Origin of the sequence: Neglectibacter timonensis (genome assembly GCF_900048895.1) — a bacterium.
Taxonomy (GTDB): Bacteria; Bacillota; Clostridia; order Oscillospirales; family Acutalibacteraceae; genus Acutalibacter; species Acutalibacter timonensis.
Map to the genome: position 1 here is coordinate 270052 of NZ_LT160639.1, position 18688 is coordinate 288739.

Consider the following 18688-nt stretch of genomic DNA (forward strand, 5'->3'; position numbering starts at 1 on the left):
TTTTTTCAGCCGGCAAGCAATTCAAAATTCCCCCAGTTTCTGCTTCCGGGATATTCCTTCCGCAGAATACCGCTTGCCATACTGCTCAGCAGCCCACCGTTGGGCAGCCACATACAGACTTTCCGCCGCATTTTCCAAGGAAATCCATAGCAAGGTATGATCCTGTTCTACCGGCGCCCGAACCCGCTCCCCGAGATTTCCAACATAATAATGCTGCAATAGGCGCAAGGGGCCCAGGGCCTCATGCAGCAAATACTGTTCCGCTGTCCCCAGATACCCTTTTATCGCAGCAAGCCGTCCCGTCTCCTCCAGGCATTCCCTGTGGACCGCCTCCTCACAGGTCTCTCCCTGTTCCAACCCTCCCCCAGGCAAAAAGAGCCCTTTGGGAGTGCGGACCACCGCCAGACAGCCATCTTCCACAGCAAAGAGATAGGCTCCTTCCCGATCCAGATAGCGAAGCCCCCTCTGTCTTTCCCCAAAACTTTTCTGCACGAAATCCGTCAAATCCAATTCCCTCCCCGACAGGCCTGCGCCAGCGCCTGTCCTATCGGATATCATACACGCTGCGCAGGCGGATACCGTCCGTTTTTCCAGAGAGTACTTTTACCCGATTCTCCCCCGGATCCATGTCAAAGTAGTTGTCGGAAAGCAGGAGATCCTCCTCTTCGTTTTGAATCTCCACACTTTTGGCGTAGGCCTTTGCAGTTACGACAATCTCCTCTCCCTCTACCCGGCAGCAAAGTATGGGATCCGGGTAATCGAAATACTTAGGCAGAGAGAAAATCACCGTGCCCCCGGACGTCCGGACACCGGAAATCAACAGCTCATAGCTCACATAACTGCGGAAAGGATCCGCCTCGGGAAGCTCCACCTTGTCAAGCCATACACTCTGCAGCTTCGGCGCCACAAGAGATACAGTCTCCTCCCGCAGAATGTGCCCGCTGCGGTCACGCAGCGACCACCGCACCGTGCAGGCATGGTCCTCCATTGTCTCATTGGAAACTGAAAAACGCACGCTCTTTTCCATTTTGTAAGGCTCGGCGTTCACATTGGTATTTTGGGTGAGCATCCCCTCTTCACAGCAGGAGAGCAACACCGGCGCGAAAAAGCGCTTGGCATAATAGTGAAGCGCCTTCCAGCGCCCGGTATAATCGATGGAAGCCCAGGAAGCTACCGGCCAGCAATCGTTCAGCTGCCAGTAAATGGCCCCCATACAAATCCCCCTGATGCGCCGGAAATGCTCCACCCCATAGCGGATCGCCTCTCCCTGCAGCAGCTGGGAGGCATACAGCGCGGTCTCAAAGGAAGTGGGGTAACGGAACATCTGCTGCAGATAGGCCATAGTCAGGGCGTTGCCCCGTTCGCAGCGCTGATGCTTTTCCATCACATAGGAAAAGAGATTCCTGTCTTCCGGCAGCGTATAGGTTTCCACCGTTTTCAGGCACGGGAAGGATTCGAAACCAAACTCTGAAAGATACCGGAAGCTGTGTTTCCGGTACTCGCTGAAAGGGGCAAAGCCATGCCAGACATCCCAATTGTGCACGTCTCCCCGGGCAGGGTCGTTGGGCTTGTCGAATGCGCCGCCTGAAGAAGGACTGGCGGGCCAGTAGAAGGTATCGGGATCCTGCCGGCGGATGGCTTTGGGAATCAGATACTCGTACATGCGGATATAATCTGCCTTCTGGCGGGGCGTTCTCACCCACATTCCCTCATCCACGAACATCTCCATCTCATTGTTCCCGCACCACAGGGCCAGAGAGGCATGGTGGCGCAGGCGTTTTGCGTTGTCCTCGATCTCCATTCGGACATTCTCCGCAAATTCCGGACTCAGATTATACACAGCGCAGGCGAACATGCAGTCCTGCCACACTAGCAGGCCCAGCTCGTCACAAGCATCATAGAAAGCATCGTCCGGATAATAACCGCCACCCCAAACGCGGATACAGTTGAAATTGGCGGCTGTGCACTGTTCCAACAGCTTTCTGGTGCGTTCCGGCGTCACTCTGGACAGCAGATTGTCCTCCGGAATATAATCTGCCCCCATGGCAAAAATCTGCACACCGTTTACCTCATGGGCGAAGCTTTCCCCATACTCGTCCGGCTCCCTGCGCACCGTCACGGTACGCAGTCCGATGCGCCGCTGCCAGCAGTCTGCCTCCCGGTCCCCCGCATAGGCGGTCACCTTAAGGGTATAAAGCGGCTGCTCTCCATAACCATGAGGCCACCAGAGCTTCGGGTTTGCCACCTCGATTATCCCGGAAGAATCTTCCGCTGTTTCCACCGTTCCATCCGGAGAGAACAGCTCCGCCGTATAGGTAAGCGGCTCTTCTCCCACGTAGTCAAACTGGGGAGTAAGGAAAAGCTCCACGCTGCCCTCCCGATGCTTCTGCCTCACCTGCACAGACTCAATTCTTCCGCCGTCGATGCCCAGCAGGCTTACCGGACGCCACAACCCCGCGTCAGGCAGACGGGGCCCCCAATCCCAGCCGAACATGCAGTGGGCCTTGCGCAGGCTCGGAAAGCCCTTCATTGCGTCGCTGCTGCCGTCTGCCGGCGATTTTTCATACTGTTCCCGGATAAACCTTGTAGGAGAACGCAGAACTGCCAGCAGTTCATTTTCCCCCTTCAACAGCTTTCCAGTCACTTCAAATTCAAATATGCGGTGCATATTCTCGGTATGCCCCAAAGGGCTGCCGTTTAAGAACAGATCGGCCACGGTATCAATACCCTCAAACCGGAGCATCTGGCGCCTGCAGCTCCAGACTCCTGCCGCAGGTGTAAAACGCAGCCTGTATTCGTAATCCTGCTCCATCACCTTCAGGGCGGCAAGCTCATTATCCCGCCAATAAGGATCCTCCAGCTTCCCGTTGTTCAGCAAATCGGCATATACAGACCCCGGAACCGTTGCCGGAAGCCTTTCCCGGGATCCCACCGGATTCACCGTCCAGTTTTCCTGCAGCATCTGTCTGATCATGGATATGACCCTCCTTTTCCAGGAACACGGGATAGGGTTTTCCGGCTTCCACACCGGGCACAACAGCCTGATCCCTTCAAAAAATTTTCCCTTTCACCTATCTTCATCTTACCTTTTGAGGAGAAATCCGTCAACGTTTTTCTTGAGACAAACCAGCTGTTTTTTACCTTGAAGCTTACAAGCTATGCCGTTTCAGGTTATCTCTCCTCATGGTATGACCTGGAAGACCCTTCGCTGAGATAAGTGGAATAGAGAAACAGCTCTCCCACCCGGAGCCCCGTCACCTGTTCCATTGCACAGGCATACAGCCGGATTTGTGTTTCATACCGTTCCCAGAGCTCTGAAACCGTGTTGATTTTGTCTGTTTTGAAGTCGATGATGTGGAGGCTTTCATTCTCCGTAAAGGTACAGTCCACTGCGCCCTGAAGGATCACCGAGACGTCTTCCGCGCCCACGGCTCCCGCCATGGAGGCCGGGATCTCCGCCGTAAAGCGTCGTTCCTTCTGCAGTTCCTGCGACGCCAGCACGCGCTTTCCCAAGCTGCCGGAAAAAAATTTTCTCACCCGGGCAAGATCCACCGCCTCCGCCTGTTCCGGCGTCAGGTAATGCTTTTCCCGGAGCCGCATGAGCTCCTTTGCCGCATCCTCCGCCGCTGCACGGAAGTCGGCATACTGCATGTAATCGTGCAGGGCAATTCCCCTTTCAGCCGGAGTCAGTCCCTTTTCCCCCAGCCAGGCTGGCCGCGGCAGGCTTCTCCATTGTTCTTCCGCCTGACCGGCCGTCAGCTTGGAGGCGGACACCTTGGCGGGAATTCCCTGCTGATTCTCATAAGGATAACAGTAGTTTACTTGTTGTTTCAGACGCTCCAAAAGCTCCGGCTCAGGATCGGCTGGGAGTTCCGCAGCGGCAGCTTCGGAAGGAAGCTCCTCCGGCATACAGGTTTCCAGGCTGATCTTCCAGGGAGTATAACCCTCCCGGCACACCGGCGTCTCCTCTGCGCCCGCCATTTGTCTCAGCACAGCTCCATCGGGATGATTGAGGGCGCAGAGCATGAGCCAATGCCCTGCATTGCGCACGCTGCGCACCGCATAGGGAGAGATTCCCTGTTCCGTCACCTGAGCAGCAAGCTTGGGCAGAGCGCGCTGCAGCCCGGAACCGGAGCCTACGAGAATCAGTTTTTCCTTTGCCCTGGTCATGGCGACATAGAGCACCCGCAGTTCCTCCGAGGCTTCGTTGCGTGCCGTTTCCAAACGGATGGCCTCTCTTGCCGCCGTCGTAAATCTGGCCGGCAGAATAGGATCCCGCAGCTTAACGCCCAAACCCAGTTCAGGATGCAGCAGCACATCGGAATGATCTGTTATAAAGTTTCGTCCGCACCCCGCCACAATGCATACCGGAAATTCCAGTCCCTTTGACTTGTGGATGCTCATGATCCGCACCATATGTTCCTCCCCAGCCGGCGCTTCCGCCGCCTGCAGATCGGAATCGCTCTGCCGGAGTCGGTCCAGAAATCTGACAAAACCAGAGATACCGTTGTAGCCGGAGGCCTCATATTCCCTGGCGTAACGCTGCAAGAGATGCAGATTGGACAGCCTTCCTTCACCGTCCTCCATAGCAAGAACCAGATCTGCGTACCCAGTCTTGCCATATAAAAAGCTGACAAAGGCATCCGAAGGCATGGTGGCGGCAACCGCCCTGTACCGGGCGATATCGGAAACCACCTGCGCGCAGCGCTTTTCTTCCCCAGCAGCCCGCAGCAGAGAAAGATACAGCGGAATATCCCGGTTTTCCAGGCGAAGGGCTGCCATATCATCCGCTGTAAAACCGTAGATAGGGCTCATCAATACGGCAAGCAGTGGAATATCCTGATTGGGATTATCCACCACACGCAGCAGGGAGAGCATCACCGCAACCTCGGGGGCGGCAAAAAAGCCTCCGGTGATGGAAGCCTTCGCAGGAATGCCCCGTTTCACGAGCTCCTGTGCATACCTGTGGGCATACTTGTTTGCACTGCGCAACAAAATACAGAAGTCACCGTAATGAGCCGGTCTTTCCTCTCCTCCCTCGCAGACGGTAAAGCCATCAGCGAGCATTTCCCGAATCCGCCTGGCTATTGCTGAAGCCTCAGCCTCCTCAGCTGGCATGCCCGCTTCACGCTCCAGAAGAAGCAGCTCGGTTTCACAGTCATCCTTTTCCGGATAGGCAGCGCCGCAGACCAACTGTTCCTCCCCTGTATAATCGATGTCTCCCATATCTCGGGACATAAGCCGGGAAAAGACGAAATTCACACTGTCCGTCACAGAGTTTCTGGAACGGAAGTTCCGGTCCAGGACAATGGCGGCGGGGTATCGGTCCTGCGTCCTGTCATAGGAGGGAAAGCTTCTTCTGCAGCGCAGGAAAATTTCAGGCATCGCCCTGCGGAACCCATAAATGCTCTGTTTTACATCGCCCACCATAAAAAGGTTTTCCCCGTTTTGGGAGATTGCCCGGAACAGGGAATCCTGCACTTCATTGATGTCCTGGTATTCATCAATCATGATCTCATCGAAGCGCTGGGAAACCTCCCGCGCTGCAGACGTCCGCTCTCCGTCCTCCTGCAGGAACAGACGGATTGCCAGGTGCTCCAGATCACTGTAGTCAAGGAAGCCCTTCTCCCGTTTTTTCTCCTCATATCTTTGAGAAAAGTCCAGCGTCAGCCTCTTCAGGTCACAGAGCAGCGGATAGGTGCAGCGCAGTTCCTCCTCGCATGCCTCGCCGTCTGAAGAAAAGAGTTCTCCCAACTCCTGCAATGCCCCCTTGGCCTCGCCGCGCAGCAGCTCAAGCCGTTCCTTAAGCCGGTCCTCCTCGTATCCGCGCAGTGTGCCTCTGCGCGGGAAGGTAAGTGTCTGCAAAAATTGGGAAAGCTCGTCCCAACTATCCGCCTGCGCCAGACTGCGCACCCTTTCGGCAAGCGCCAGATCCCCCTGCAGGGCCGGCAGAAAAGCTCCGGAAAGCTTCTCATCCGCACAGTGTTCCGCTTCCCGGACAGCGGCTGAAAGCACACGGATACAGTGCTCCGCCGTCTCCGCTGCATAACGCAGCAGCACCCTGCCCCATGGTGTGGTCTCAATTGGCCCCGGTTCGGCGAACATCTCTGTCTTTTCCTCCAGCCAACTCTCCGGAAACGGGTGAGACTGCATAAATTCATAAAGCTGCAGGATCATCGCCGAAAGCCGCCGGTCGTCCCGCTCTCCGGTAAACGCATCGGCCAGCCTTTCAAAGGCTGAAGTTTCAAAGGCATCGGAGAGCGTCTCATTTAAGGCCTCCTGCGTCAGGTCCTCCCTCTGCTTGTCCGAGACAATTTTAAATTCCGGCGCAATCTCCAGCACATGAAAAAATTCCCGCACCATTTCCGCGCAAAAGCTGTCTACCGTTCCGATATGCGCCTGGGAGAGCAAAATGCTCTGGCGGCGGAGCAGCCCGTTTTCCGGGTGTTCCCGCAGCATTTCATAGAGCCTTCGTTCCAGCCGGGCCCGCATTTCCGCTGCGGCCGCTTTGGTGAAGGTGACAATGAGCATCCGGTCCGCCCGGGTCGGACGCTCCGGATCCGTCAGCCGTTCAATCGCCCGCTGCACCAGAACCGCCGTTTTGCCGGAACCCGCTGCGGCAGCTACCAGCACAGAGCCCTTTCTGGCAGAAATAGCGTCTGCCTGGGCTTCAGTCCAACTGACTGCCATCGTTTTCATCCCCCTCCCCATCTTGCGGCACAGAAGCCTGCAGAACCCTTGTCATCTCAGTGAGAACCTCGTCTTTGGAAAGCTTTTCTTTCTGCACATCCTGCTCTCCATATTCCTTGGCGCAAACCGCCCCATAGGGACAGTAGCGGCAGGCGCTTTTATTTTTCAGGTTGGGGAGCGCCTCCACGTTCCCCTGCCACAGCTCTTCCGCCATAGCGGCGATCAGCCGTTTGGAATATTCCAGTACCCGGGTCAGTTCTTCCTTCGTCAGCACCATGCTGGTGCGGGTGGGCGCCCCGTCCTTGTTGAGCGCGGCTGGAATGAATTTCCCCTTTGCGCCATCCTCCATGGCGGTGATAATTTCAGCGTCGCTGAGCACCATGCCACTCATACGCAGCTGTTTATCCGCCTCCTTTTTGACGGCTGCTTCATCCATCCCTTTTTGGGCGGAAACAGAGGGCTCTGCAGCCGGCATATAGAGAATGCCAGCCGGCAGAACCTGACCGTTTTCCACCAGGGCGGCCAAATATACCAGCATCTGCATGTTGAGGCCATGGAGCACGTCAGAAAGCCGGAATTCTTTTTTTCCGGTTTTATAATCCACAACCCTCACATAGGTTCCCTCCGAACGGTGGTAAGCGTCCACCCGGTCGATGGTGCCGCCCACCGTCACCGTTCGGCCGCTCTCCGTTTCCACCTTCAGCGCCGGATATCCGCTGCCATGTCCCAGTCCCAATTCGAAATGCTCCGGACGGAACCGGCACTGTTTCAGTTCCTCTTCCACATGAAGAATCAACAGCACCGCGGACCTGCCCATCCTTCTGAGCCTGTATTTTTCCCGGCCGGCAAGCATGGAAAAACCGCCCAGGCTGATATCTGCATACTCCTGGATCAGACTGTCCACCAACTGGCGCAGTTCCTTCTCCGAACGGGATTCCCGAATCTCAACCGGCTCGGAGAACACCTTTTCGAAGAGATAGTGCATCAGCGTGCCGTACTGCATCACATCCACTTCAGCAGGCCTGCGTTCCTTGGCATTGATTCCATACCGGCAGAAATATTTAAATTTGCAGTCGTAATAGGTTTCAATCTGCGTGGCTGAAAGATAAGGGGCAGAGCTGAACAGCCCGGCAGCCAAAGCGCTGTCCTCCAGGCGCGCAGGCCGTCCTGCAGCCGCCCTGCGCAGAGCCTCCAGCCTGCCCTGGTATTGAGGATCTCCGGCAAAAAGCTGTCTCAGCGCTGCGGCTTCCGGCGTATTTTCCCGGAACCTTGCCGCCATCCGGGTGAACGCCGCCTCTTTGGAATTGACAAAATATTCGTCCGGCAGGCCTCTTTCCACCTGCAGGGCGGGAAATATACTCAGCACAGCCGACACCAGTTCGCTCTGCTCCCGATCCTCCCCGTCGGCACTTCTGGGATAGCTGACATAGAGCCGTTCCGAAGCTGCACAGGACACCGAATAGGCCAAATACCTCTCTTCGATCGTCTTCTGCTCCAGAGGGTCCCCCAACGGAAGTTCCATGGCAATGAGTTCCTTGCGCTCCGCATCAGAAAATACGCCTGTAGATTTGGGAACCAGGGGAAATTCCCCCTGCACCGCCCCGATCAGGAAAACTATCTTGGGCGCGGACTGCCGTACCTGCTCCGGCGTACCGAAAATCACCTCGTCCACCGTCTGGGGGATCTCCGAAACATCCTCTCCTGCAATCACCTCTTTGAGCAGGGAATAGTACCGCTCTCTGGCCACCTTCCTCCGGCCCAGAATACTGTGCATTTGATCGAGCACTTCCATCAGCAGTTCCCATACCCGCAGCTGCTTGGCTGCAAGGGAGTTTTCCCCCGCCGCCTCCAACTCCGCACAATAGGCTGGAAGATTCTTCTCCATCTGGAACGCCTCCAACATGGAGAAAACCGCCTCGGAAATTTCTTCCCCGGAAGCGTCTCTTATCCTCGCGGCAAAGCGGGAAAGAGGCTGAATCAGCCGGAGACGCAGCTGGTTCAGCCGGTTCAGCGTTTCCTGATCCTCCTCTGTAAATTCCTGTCCAAATCCCCGGGGATGACGCACAAATTCCTCCCGCCAAGCGCCGCCCTTTACTTTCCAGAGAAAGGCGTAGTTTTCCAGCTGAGAAATCTCCTCTGCAGAAAAGCCGGAAACTCCGGTTTTCAGCATCTCCAGCAGGGGGTCTGTTGCAAATCCGGACTGCACCGCCTCAAACGCACCCAGCACAAAGCGCATCACCGGCTCTGCATCCACACGCGCCGGCTCAGAGACAAAACAGGGGATCTCCCGCTTCTGCAGAGCCACATCAAGGTAGCCGAAATAACGTTCCGGCATACGGCAGATCACGGAAAAATCCCGATAACGGTACCCGCCGCTTTCCACCAGCCTGCGGATTGTTGCGGCCACATATTCCGACTCTTCAAACACATCTTTAGCGGAAAATACATGTATTCCCTGCGCGTCCTCGCTCATCAGCATCTCAGAAGCGCAGAACAGCTGGGCCTCCAGCAGCTTCAAATTTTCATTCCGGAACCGGGGGGCGCCGGTAAGCAGCACCGGCGGCAGCTCGCGCACCCCATGCTCTTCCGCCAGCCGCTGCAGGCGGTATCTGGTACGGTTTACCAGTGCAAACAGGCCTGTTCCGTCTTCCGGCAAACCGTCGGTGCAGAGGGAAAACAGCACCGTCTCCGCCCTGCGCAGGATCTGTTCCAATACCCGAATTTCCTGGGCGGTAAAGCCCTCAAAGGAGTCCACCGCCACCGTAGCGCCTTCAAAAAAATCACTGGTCTCCAGCCTGTCCGCCAGACGGGTCAGATCGTCTCTGGAGTCGAGATAGGAAGCCTCCACCAGCGCCTCATAGGCCCCATAGATCAGAGCAAGCTCCGAAAGCTTTTTCCCAAGCCCTCTGCCGCCAATCATCTCTGCCGTTTCAGCCAGCTGCTTCGGGGAAATGGCGCACAGCTTCATCTCATTGACCGCCGTGAGCATCAGGTCGGTAATCCTTCCGCTCCTGGCCGCGCCCGCATAGACCTCCAGATGGTCCTCGCTGGCGGCGATGGCCGAAGACATGAGAATGCGCCTGCCGCCGTCTGTCAGCCTGCGTCCCGCAAAGCCTCCCTCTTCCCGGAATACGGCCTCCGCCAGACGGGTAAAGCTGTATACCTGAATGGTCGCTGCCCGAACAGGCCCCGCCTTATGCAGTATGGCCTTCTCCGTTTCGAAGGAATACTGCTCCGGCACCAGCATCATCAGCTTTTCCCCGCCCTGCCGGTTTTTTTCTGCCAGCAGTTCTCTGAGATATTCGGTTTTTCCGCTTCCGGCACGGCCCAGGACAAATTGCAGCAAAGGGAACGCCTCCATAAATAAAGAATGGCCTCAAAGCAAATTTGCTTTGAGGCCATTATATCACACCTGCGGCTGGCATGTCACGCAATTCAGTTTCCACGGCGCTTCGGCCTCCCACCTGCGGCGCAGGCGTTGCCGGGGGCTTCACAGAAATCCCCATTTCTGAATCAAAGGTTTTCAACTGCATATTCCTTCAAATCAGCGGACGGAAAAACATTGTCGGGGAATATCAGCGATCAAAAAAACTGCACAGTTCCTGATACCATTCCACTGCCTTAAATTTCACCCGGTATTTTCCCGGATGCTTTACCAGCTCCTGCTGGCTGTCCGGCAATTCGGCCAGCACATCATCCTGCCTCTGTTCCGCCGCCGGCAGACAGAGAGCCGGAAATACAACGCACCACCAGTTTTTCCCCTCTCCGCTGCCGATTGTCACCCGCAGTGTCCGGTATTTCCCGGCCGGCAGGGAAAAGTTTTCATACTCTCTGGTAGTAAAATACATCTCGGTCACCTCTGCTGCTGCAGTCTGCCGTACTCCGTTTTCCAGCAGGACTTCCCGTGCCGCCGCCGTGATGGATTCCAGATGTGTGCACACGGCGGAGTTTGCCTCCTCCATTGTCCGTGCATCCTCGTACCATCTGGACGCTTCCCTGAGCACAGCGTCCCGTACCTTGAGTTTGACCGCCTGATCCTCCGGAGAATCAGAATTGGCAATCACATGCAGGCGCAGCACATTTTGGGGAAGTTCCTCGCAGGAGGCTGCAAAAGGGAAAAAGACAGCGGCTATGGTAAGTAAAAATCCACAGACAAGGGATTTGGCCAAAGTGCGGCGCGTCAAATCTTTCATAAGTACAAAAATCCTTTCTGTTTTTTAAGCTGACCAAAGTATGAACGGCTTCTTTCCCGCTTATACTGGTGCATACGGTTTTTTAAAAATTTCCTTTTTCACAGCAACCTCCTATTCCGTATTTGACAGAATCTTCCCGGGAGGTTAGAATGAAGAAATCATGAGGTTTCTCCCTCGAAACCCTCCGTCTCAGGTTTCCATTTTTCACCGGTCTCCCCCTCAATTGGGCAGCGCCGCTATCCGGTGTCTGAGTCTTCTGGTTTTCCTGAAAATATAGTTGTTAAGAAAGGTATTTTGTATGTTGGATGTTCTTCTGGACGCCTTTTTGGATACGCTGAAAACCCTCCCCTTCCTGTTTGGGGCCTACCTGCTCATCGAATTTCTGGAACATAAAGCAAGCGATAAGCTCACCGGCGCACTCTCCCGCATGGGACCTCTCGGACCGCTGGGCGGCGCGGCGCTGGGCTTGGTGCCGCAATGCGGTTTTTCCGTGGCGGCCGCCAATTTTTATGCGGGCAGGCTGATTTCAGCAGGCACGCTGGTTGCAGTGTTCCTGGCCACCAGCGACGAGGCCCTGCCCATCATGCTCTCCCGGCCTGAGGCTTTCCCTGTTCTCCTGAGATTACTGGCGGTAAAATTTGTGGCTGCCGCAGTTTTCGGCATGCTGACCGACCTGGTGCTGAAGCGGTTTCTCAAGCCGGACCGGCAGGAGCCCTTCCACGACCTGTGCGAAGATTGCGACTGTGAGCACGAGGGGATTTTCAAATCCGCCCTGCGGCATACGGTTAAAATCGCCGTTTTCCTGCTGTTGATCAACCTGATTTTAGGATATGCCATATACTTCATCGGAGAAGCGAACATTTCCCGTTTCCTGCTTTCCGGCAGCATTTTTCAGCCTCTGCTGGCCGCGCTGATCGGGCTGATTCCAAACTGCGGCGCCTCTGTTATTCTGACGGAGCTGTTCCTCTCCGGCTCCCTCTCCTTCGGCTCTGCGGTAGCAGGGCTCTGCATGGGGGCAGGCCTGGGTCTGGCTGTGCTCTTCCGCGCCAACAAGCGCCCCCGGGAGAACCTCTGCATTCTGGGAGCGCTGTATGTGTTCGCCGTAATTACCGGTGTGGCCTGCAACCTGTTTTTCCCCGGCTGATGACAGCAGGGGCTTTATTCCGTAGAAGAAAACTTGAAAATTTCGGTGTAAACTGACTCTTATAACTGACAATTTGGAGGCGGTTTCCGTGCCCTATCGAATCTTAGTGGCAGACGACGAGGCTGACATTGTTCATATGCTCCGCGATCTCTTCTCTATGAAGGGCTACGAAGTGCTGGCGGCTTACGGAGGAGAAGAGGCACTGAAGCTCTCGGAGCAATCCCCAGATTTAATCCTGCTGGATGTCAACATGCCAGACATCGATGGATTTTCCCTCTGCCGGCGGATTCGGGACTTTGTCTCCTGCCCCATCCTGTTCCTCACGGCAAAAATTGAGGATGCCGATAAAGTGAAGGGCTTCGCTTCGGGCGGGGACGACTATATTTTGAAACCCTTCAGCAGCGCCGAACTGCTGGCCCGGGTAGCCGCCCACCTGCGCAGGGAAGAACGCCGCCAAAGTGAAGTAAAGGTAAAATTCGATCGGGGGCTGGTAATCGATTATACCCAGCGCTGTGTCTTTCAGGACGGAGAGCCTGTCAAGCTTGCAAAAAAGGAGTTCGAAATTGTGGAGCTTCTCTCCACTCATCCCTCGCAAGTATTTGACAGGGAACGGATCTATGAGGCCATTTGGGGCTATGAGGGAGAGGGCGACAGTGCCGTGGTGGCGGAACACATCCGGCGGATCCGGGCCAAGCTCACCGCTGCAAGCTGCGGCGAACGAATTGAAACCGTCTGGGGAGTCGGATATAAATGGAAAAAGTAGAAAAGGGGAAAAAAACAAAGCGAACCCGGGATAGAAAAAAGAACACTCCCTGGTATAGGAGGATTTCCATCAAGGGGGCGTTGGTCTGCACCACGCTCTGTTCCATTGTGCTGGGTTTTTTCACCTGTATGGCAGAGGTTTACACGCTCTCCACCGTCCACAATGACATTTACGAAACCTATGTACAGCCCTATCTGCCGGAGGAGTATGCAGACGGGTATTATTCCATCAAAATAGAAAGTATATCTCCTGACGGCACTACAAGAGATATGGTACAGCGTTCCCCAAACGCCTATGTAGACCCCGAAACAGGTGAACTCTATCCCATGGAACAGACGCCTTCCTACACCTTTATACCCGCCGGATTTTTTCGTTTTCTCTACCAAAGCAGCGATTTGGTCGCCATCATTCTCTGTTTTCTGACCGCCATTCTGTTTTTTGTGCTGGATGCCGCCTGGTTTTACCGCTGGAAAATCCGGAAGCCGTTGGGGGTTTTGAACCTTGCCTCTCAGAAAATTTCAGAGAACGATTTGGATTTCACCATTCCCCAGCCCAGCACGGATGAACTGGGAAAGCTCTGCGGCTCCTTTGAAAAGATGCGGCTGTCACTGGAAGAAAACAACAAGGCCATGTGGAACGCCATGGAGGAGCGCCGACGCTTAAACGCAGCCTTTGCCCACGACCTCCGCACACCGCTTACCGTCTTGCAGGGCTATAGCGATTATCTGCTGGACGGCCTGCCCTCCGGGGACATCACTGCGGAAAAGGCTGAGGAGACTGTTGAGACCATGAAGCGCAGCCTTATCAGGCTGCAGCGCTATGTGGAAGGAATGAACTCCCTGCAGAAGATGGAAGACGTGGCTCCCATAAGAAAAAAGGCCAATTTCTGCAGTCTCGCCTCCCAGCTTCGGGAAACAGCCTCTATTTTGTGCGGTCCGGACAATCTAGTCTTTTCCGCCGACGGAAAGGGCAGCCTGCAGTTGGATACCGAACTGATTTTCCAGGTGTTTGAAAACCTAATGTCCAACGCCTGTCGTTATGCCCAAAAGCGGATACAGGTCTGCGTCGGACAACGGGAAGGGTTCTTCCAACTGTCCGTGACAGACGACGGGCCGGGTTTTCCCCAGGAAGCGCTCAAACGAGCTGTCGAACCCTATTATCGGGCCGACAAAAAGCTGGACGGTACTCCGCAGGGGAGCCAGCATTTTGGGCTGGGACTTTACATCTGCCGCATCCTCTGTGAGAAGCATGGCGGATGGCTGAGCGTCAAAAACAGCGAAGAAGGCGGAGCCTCCGTCACTGCAGTCTTCCGAACCTGAAACTAAAGACACGGCAATTCTCCGAAAAAGGGGAATTACCGTGTCTTTTGTTTCTGGCCCATGGAATAAATCGGGTTTCGGTTGTGAGAAAGTTGAAATTTGTGCGGTATCCTGAAGGCAACAAAATCAAAGGAGATCATTCCATGAATACCGAAATCGTGATTTCTCACCTTTGCCAAAGCTATGGTCGAAAAGAGGTCTTGGCAGACGTCAGCTTTACAATTCCCCAGGGGATGTTTGGCCTGCTCGGACGCAATGGCGCCGGAAAAACCACATTGATGAAAACGCTCACTACACTGCTGGCGCCGAAAGGCGGTTCTGTCACGGTATGCGGAGTCCCCGTATCGCAGAGTCTGCGGGTCAGGGAAATGACAGGCTATCTCCCCCAGGAGTTTTCCATGTACCCATCCATGACCGTGTATGAAGCGCTGGACTATTTGTCTGTGCTTTCCGGGATGCCGAAGCAGCTCCGGCAGAAGAGAATTCCAGAACTCTTACTGAAGGTAAACCTATCTGACCGGGGCGGTACCAAGGTCAAAGCCCTGTCCGGCGGCATGAAGCGGAGGCTGGGAATCGCCCAGGCCCTGCTTCACGACCCTCAGGTCATCATAGCCGACGAGCCCACCGCGGGGCTGGATCCAGAGGAACGGGTCCGGTTCCGGGAGCTGTTCCGGGAACTTGCTCGGGAAAAGACGGTACTCCTCTCCACTCACATTGTCAGCGACATTGAGGAATCCTGTGAAAATCTGGCCATTTTGGATCAAGGCAAGCTGCGGTATGCAGGCAGCAGCAAAGGCCTGTTGGACCAGACTGGTACGCAGAGCATGGAACAGGCCTATCTCGCCTGTATCCACGGTACAAAGGAGGTGTGACTATGTTTGGAAAAGAGTGTAAAAAAGCAGCGTTCAGCATCCCGTTTCTGCTGCTTGTCCTTGTAACCTTTCTCATGTACTGGAGCCAGATCGGCCCGGATTACCTTTCGCAGAGTAAGAAGCTGACCGAGCCGCAGCCGGGTGAAAACTATGGAACCACCGAAAGCAATGACCCGGAACTGGTGATGCCCGCAGCTCTGGACTCTCTCTATGCGGAATTCACCGCAAACTCTTATACCACCTACCCCATCGGATTCTACCACACTGTCAAACTCAGCGGAAAAGATACTGAAAAAATGGCAGGACTGCTTTCAGAACTGACCGGAAAAACCCCGGAAGAGCTTTTGGCAAGGCTGGATACGGACGCCTACGAGCCGAATTCCGTGCTGGCCGTCATCGGAGAGGACGGGGAAATCATCCCCACTGCACCTCAAAAAAACGCACAAAACAGCGTTTCCCCGGTTCCGGGGCCCGCCTATGACAGGTTTGAAGAGCTGATGGCTCAAGTCGATTCTCTGCTGGGCGGTGGGTCCGACTATGCCCCCAACTCTCTCAGCGGCTTTGGACGCCGGGCCAAAACCTACGAAGAGGCCTTGGCAGATTATCGTGCCGCCAAGGGGATAGACCACTTTTCCGGGGCGCACGCACGCCTGTTTTCAGATTATATGACGTTGTTTTCCGCCCTGCTGCCCGCATTTCTGATGGTTTCCGAATGCCTGCGCGACCGCCGTGCCAAAATGCGGGATTTGATCTGGGCCAGAAGAGTTTCCTCCCTGCGGATTGCCGCCGTCCGGTATTTCTCGACAGTCCTTCTTTCCATGCTCCCGATTCTGCTTCTGGCAGCTGTGGATACCGTCCGGTCCGTCTTCCTTTATACAGGCCAGACAGTGGATCTTTTCGCCTATTTCAAATATACGGGAGGGTGGATTCTGCCCACTGTCATGATCTCCGCAGCTACCGGTATGTTTTTGACCGAAGCCACCGACACCCCAATCGGCCTGGCCGTGATGCTTCTCTGGTGGTTTCTGGATCTCAACGGAAACATTTTTCAGATGGGCGGTGGGTATGCAGGCTTTTCCCTCTGTCCCAGGCACAATTCCATTCTGGGAGCACAGGTTTTCGCCGATCACTTCTGGGCGCTGGCCGCAAACCGGATCCTGTTGGCCGCCCTCAGCCTGATTTTATTGGGTGCTTCCGCCCTGATACTGGAAGCAAAGAGGAAAGGCAGGTGGTTCTCTTATGACAGCTTCAAAGCGCGTTTTAACAGCCGCAAGGCTGGATCTGAAGCGTAATTTTCTCCCTCATCTGTGTCTTGCCCTGCTCCTTGTGCTGCTGACTCCCGTACTGTTCGGCCTCAACGATCTGGACACACAGGGTTCCGCCGTTCCGCTGGAGCTTATGATGCCGCTGACCGGCATCCTTCTGCTGACGCCGATTTTCCTGCCCGAACAGGATCCCGCTGTACGGGATGTAGTAGCCGTACGCTCTGTCCCACTGTGGCAGACTTACAGTGCCAGAGCTCTTTATTCCTTACTATTCCTCTGTTTGCTTCCTGCGCTCCTGATTCTCTGCATGGGCTTTCTGCGCAGCCAGGTCACGCCTGACCTATGGCTCGACGCAGTCTCCTCTTCCCTGCTCCTGGGAGGTCTTGGAGCGCTCTCCTATACACTGACAGACAACATTGCCGCGGCCTATATGGTCCCTGTCCTCTATTATGTGGTCAATTTCGGCCTGGGTTCCAAGCTGGGCACCTTCTGGCTTTTCTCAGCTATGTCCGGCTCCTCCGCCAGCAAACTGCCCCAACTGTTTCTGGGCCTTCTACTCCTTGCAGTCTCTATTCCGTTCAGAGTGCATGAGAAGGCATAAAAAAAGCCAGACGAATAAAAGCAGCATCCCTCCCGGTGGGGAGGGATGCTGCTTTTATTCGTCTGACAATGTGTTCCCTGTGGCTTTTCTCTTCTATAACGTACAGCAGAAGTTTTTGCAATACTCGATGAACGCCCGGCTATACTCTGAAAGATATCGCCGTGGGTGAGTCCCAAGGTATAATGTACGGGTGATGCTTTCCTTTAAAGGGATCTTCTGTACTTTTGAGGATAGCAACGCCTTCCAGGACGTCTCTGGAATCATGGCAATCCCCATTCCATACTCCACCAGCATCTTTAAAGTGTAAATATCAGACGCCTCAAAAGCTATAATTGGCTCAAAACCAGCCTTTCTACAGGCTCCTTCCAGGATTTCCCTTACCGTCCCCGTCTTCATTGCAACAAAAGGGCGGTTCCACAGCGCTGATACCGGCACCGGGAATTCTGAAAACTCTTCCTGCTGTGACACAGCCAGGCACATTCGTTCCTCCAGCAATGATATTCTATCTACATTTTCCGGTTCCAAAGGGGAAGAAAAAAGGCAGAGCTCCTCCCGATTGGAAAACATGGTCATTTCTGTGGGGGAGTTTGGCAGCAACGCCTCAAAATGTACATCAGGATACTCTTCACGAAACCCCGCTGCTATTTGAGGGAACAAGTAGGATGCGGCATGTACCGCTATTGCAATTCTGGTATGTCCGTTTTTCCCATTCTCTTCTGCCTCAGCTACCGCATCGTCAATTTGAAGAAGCGCAGACTGCACCTTTTGATAAAATGCTTTTCCAGTCCGATTCAATGTAAGCTGCCTTCCGTTTCTGTCAAACAATGAAGTTCCCAGCTCCCGCTCCAACTGAAGAATCATTTTGCTCAAAGCCGGCTGAGAAATATAAAGCTGCGAGGCGCTGGCTGTGACAGATTCCGTCTCTGCCACATGGCAGAAATACCGTAATGCTAACAAGTTCATACTTGCTCCTTGTTATAATCAATTAGTTATCATTATATACGGTTTTATGTCTTTGTTGTTTATAAGTATATCACTTATAATAATAACATCAAGAGAAATATAATATTTTCAGTCAAAAGGAGAGGATTCTTATGTCATCGCTCACCCTGCGTTACTACTCGCAGGCACTTGGGATGAATACCGCAGTATCCCTTGTTTTCCCGGAAGAAAATACAGAAGCACAAATGTGTCTCCCATTGGTTTATCTTCTTCCAGACGAAGGGGAGGACCATACCAGGTGGATTCGGGAAACGGGAATCGAACGTCTCAGTCAAAAATATAAATTTGCTGCAGTAATGCCAGGCTGTGCACAGGGATGTTATACCAACATGAAACTGGGATACCATTTTTATGATGCCTGGGCAGAAGAACTCCCTCAGATTGTACACACCTATTTTCCATCTATCTCCTCTCGCCCAAACTCCACTTATTTAATCGGAGCGGGAATGGGCGGGTATGGCGCGGTAAAAACGATGCTGAAGCAGGCGGGCAAATATGCGGGTGTCGCCTCTTTCTCCGGAATTCTGGATATTAAAAGTTATATACTAAATGCTACCGCCTCTTCAAGTCTTGATTCCGAACGCCTGCTGCGTGTGTTTGGTATGCCCGGCAAGTCTTTTTCAGATGACGATGACCTATTGGAATTAGCAGTCTGCCTTCCGTCCGGTTTCTCCGGAAAATTTTATTTTTTTTCCACCGAACAGGAAGAAACAGCCAAAATACAAAATCACCTTCCCCCTCCTCTTTCGGCATACTTGACGCTTCCCGGAAATGGTTGGGAATTTTGGGATCATGAGCTTGAACACGCTCTGAGGCTTCTTTTGAAAGGAGGTAATTGA

Annotated in this window: 13 protein-coding genes; 7 read left to right on the top strand and 6 right to left on the bottom strand. The window is 54.3% G+C overall.

Features of this window, described 5'->3' with window-relative positions; translation table 11 throughout:
• Positions 1-21: 21 nt before the first annotated feature.
• The 5 genes from BN3911_RS06380 to spoIIR all read right to left on the bottom strand — a co-directional run bounded on the left by BN3911_RS06380 (position 22) and on the right by spoIIR (position 10883).
• On the bottom strand, positions 22-504 hold the full coding sequence (locus BN3911_RS06380; protein WP_187127694.1) for an NUDIX domain-containing protein: 483 nt from the start codon (positions 502-504) through the stop codon (positions 22-24).
• A 40-nt stretch (positions 505-544) separates the two neighbouring features.
• Positions 545-2974, bottom strand: coding sequence for a beta-mannosidase (locus BN3911_RS06385; RefSeq protein ID WP_066862942.1), 2430 nt, complete (start codon positions 2972-2974; stop codon positions 545-547).
• A gap of 197 nt (positions 2975-3171) precedes the next feature.
• Complete coding sequence (gene addA / locus BN3911_RS06390) at positions 3172-6690, bottom strand: helicase-exonuclease AddAB subunit AddA (RefSeq protein ID WP_066862946.1); 3519 nt, start codon at positions 6688-6690, stop codon at positions 3172-3174.
• Positions 6671-10036, bottom strand: coding sequence for a PD-(D/E)XK nuclease family protein (locus tag BN3911_RS06395; protein ID WP_066862949.1), 3366 nt, complete (start codon positions 10034-10036; stop codon positions 6671-6673). Before BN3911_RS06395 ends, addA begins: the two co-directional genes overlap by 20 nt.
• Positions 10037-10265: 229 nt before the next feature.
• Positions 10266-10883 (bottom strand): stage II sporulation protein R, encoded by a 618-nt coding sequence (gene spoIIR, locus BN3911_RS06400; protein WP_066862952.1) that lies wholly within the window; start codon positions 10881-10883, stop codon positions 10266-10268.
• Positions 10884-11181: 298 nt separating this feature from the next.
• On the opposite strand from spoIIR, the gene BN3911_RS06405 reads away from it, so the two are divergent.
• From BN3911_RS06405 to BN3911_RS06430, 6 genes are all read left to right on the top strand, one after another.
• Positions 11182-12027, top strand: a complete 846-nt coding sequence (locus BN3911_RS06405) for a putative manganese transporter (protein WP_066862955.1) — start codon at positions 11182-11184, stop codon at positions 12025-12027.
• Positions 12028-12115: 88 nt separating this feature from the next.
• Positions 12116-12790, top strand: a complete 675-nt coding sequence (locus BN3911_RS06410; protein ID WP_074039119.1) for a response regulator transcription factor — start codon at positions 12116-12118, stop codon at positions 12788-12790.
• Positions 12778-14109 carry a sensor histidine kinase gene (locus BN3911_RS06415; protein ID WP_066862959.1) on the top strand — a complete coding sequence of 444 codons (1332 nt, stop codon included), beginning with the start codon at positions 12778-12780 and terminating at the stop codon, positions 14107-14109. Before BN3911_RS06410 ends, BN3911_RS06415 begins: the two co-directional genes overlap by 13 nt.
• A 143-nt stretch (positions 14110-14252) precedes the next feature.
• Positions 14253-14981: an ATP-binding cassette domain-containing protein gene (locus BN3911_RS06420; protein WP_082942195.1), complete on the top strand. Its 729-nt coding sequence runs from the start codon at positions 14253-14255 to the stop codon at positions 14979-14981.
• A gap of 2 nt (positions 14982-14983) precedes the next feature.
• Positions 14984-16273, top strand: coding sequence for a hypothetical protein (locus BN3911_RS06425; RefSeq protein ID WP_066862965.1), 1290 nt, complete (start codon positions 14984-14986; stop codon positions 16271-16273).
• On the top strand, positions 16221-16847 hold the full coding sequence (locus tag BN3911_RS06430) for a hypothetical protein (protein ID WP_066862968.1): 627 nt from the start codon (positions 16221-16223) through the stop codon (positions 16845-16847). Before BN3911_RS06425 ends, BN3911_RS06430 begins: the two co-directional genes overlap by 53 nt.
• A 93-nt stretch (positions 16848-16940) precedes the next feature.
• Here BN3911_RS06430 and BN3911_RS06435 read toward each other — a convergent pair whose 3' ends face one another.
• On the bottom strand, positions 16941-17810 hold the full coding sequence (locus BN3911_RS06435; protein ID WP_066862971.1) for a LysR family transcriptional regulator: 870 nt from the start codon (positions 17808-17810) through the stop codon (positions 16941-16943).
• Between the two features lie 131 nt (positions 17811-17941).
• On the opposite strand from BN3911_RS06435, the gene BN3911_RS06440 reads away from it, so the two are divergent.
• Positions 17942-18688, top strand: coding sequence for an alpha/beta hydrolase (locus tag BN3911_RS06440; RefSeq protein WP_066862973.1), 747 nt, complete (start codon positions 17942-17944; stop codon positions 18686-18688).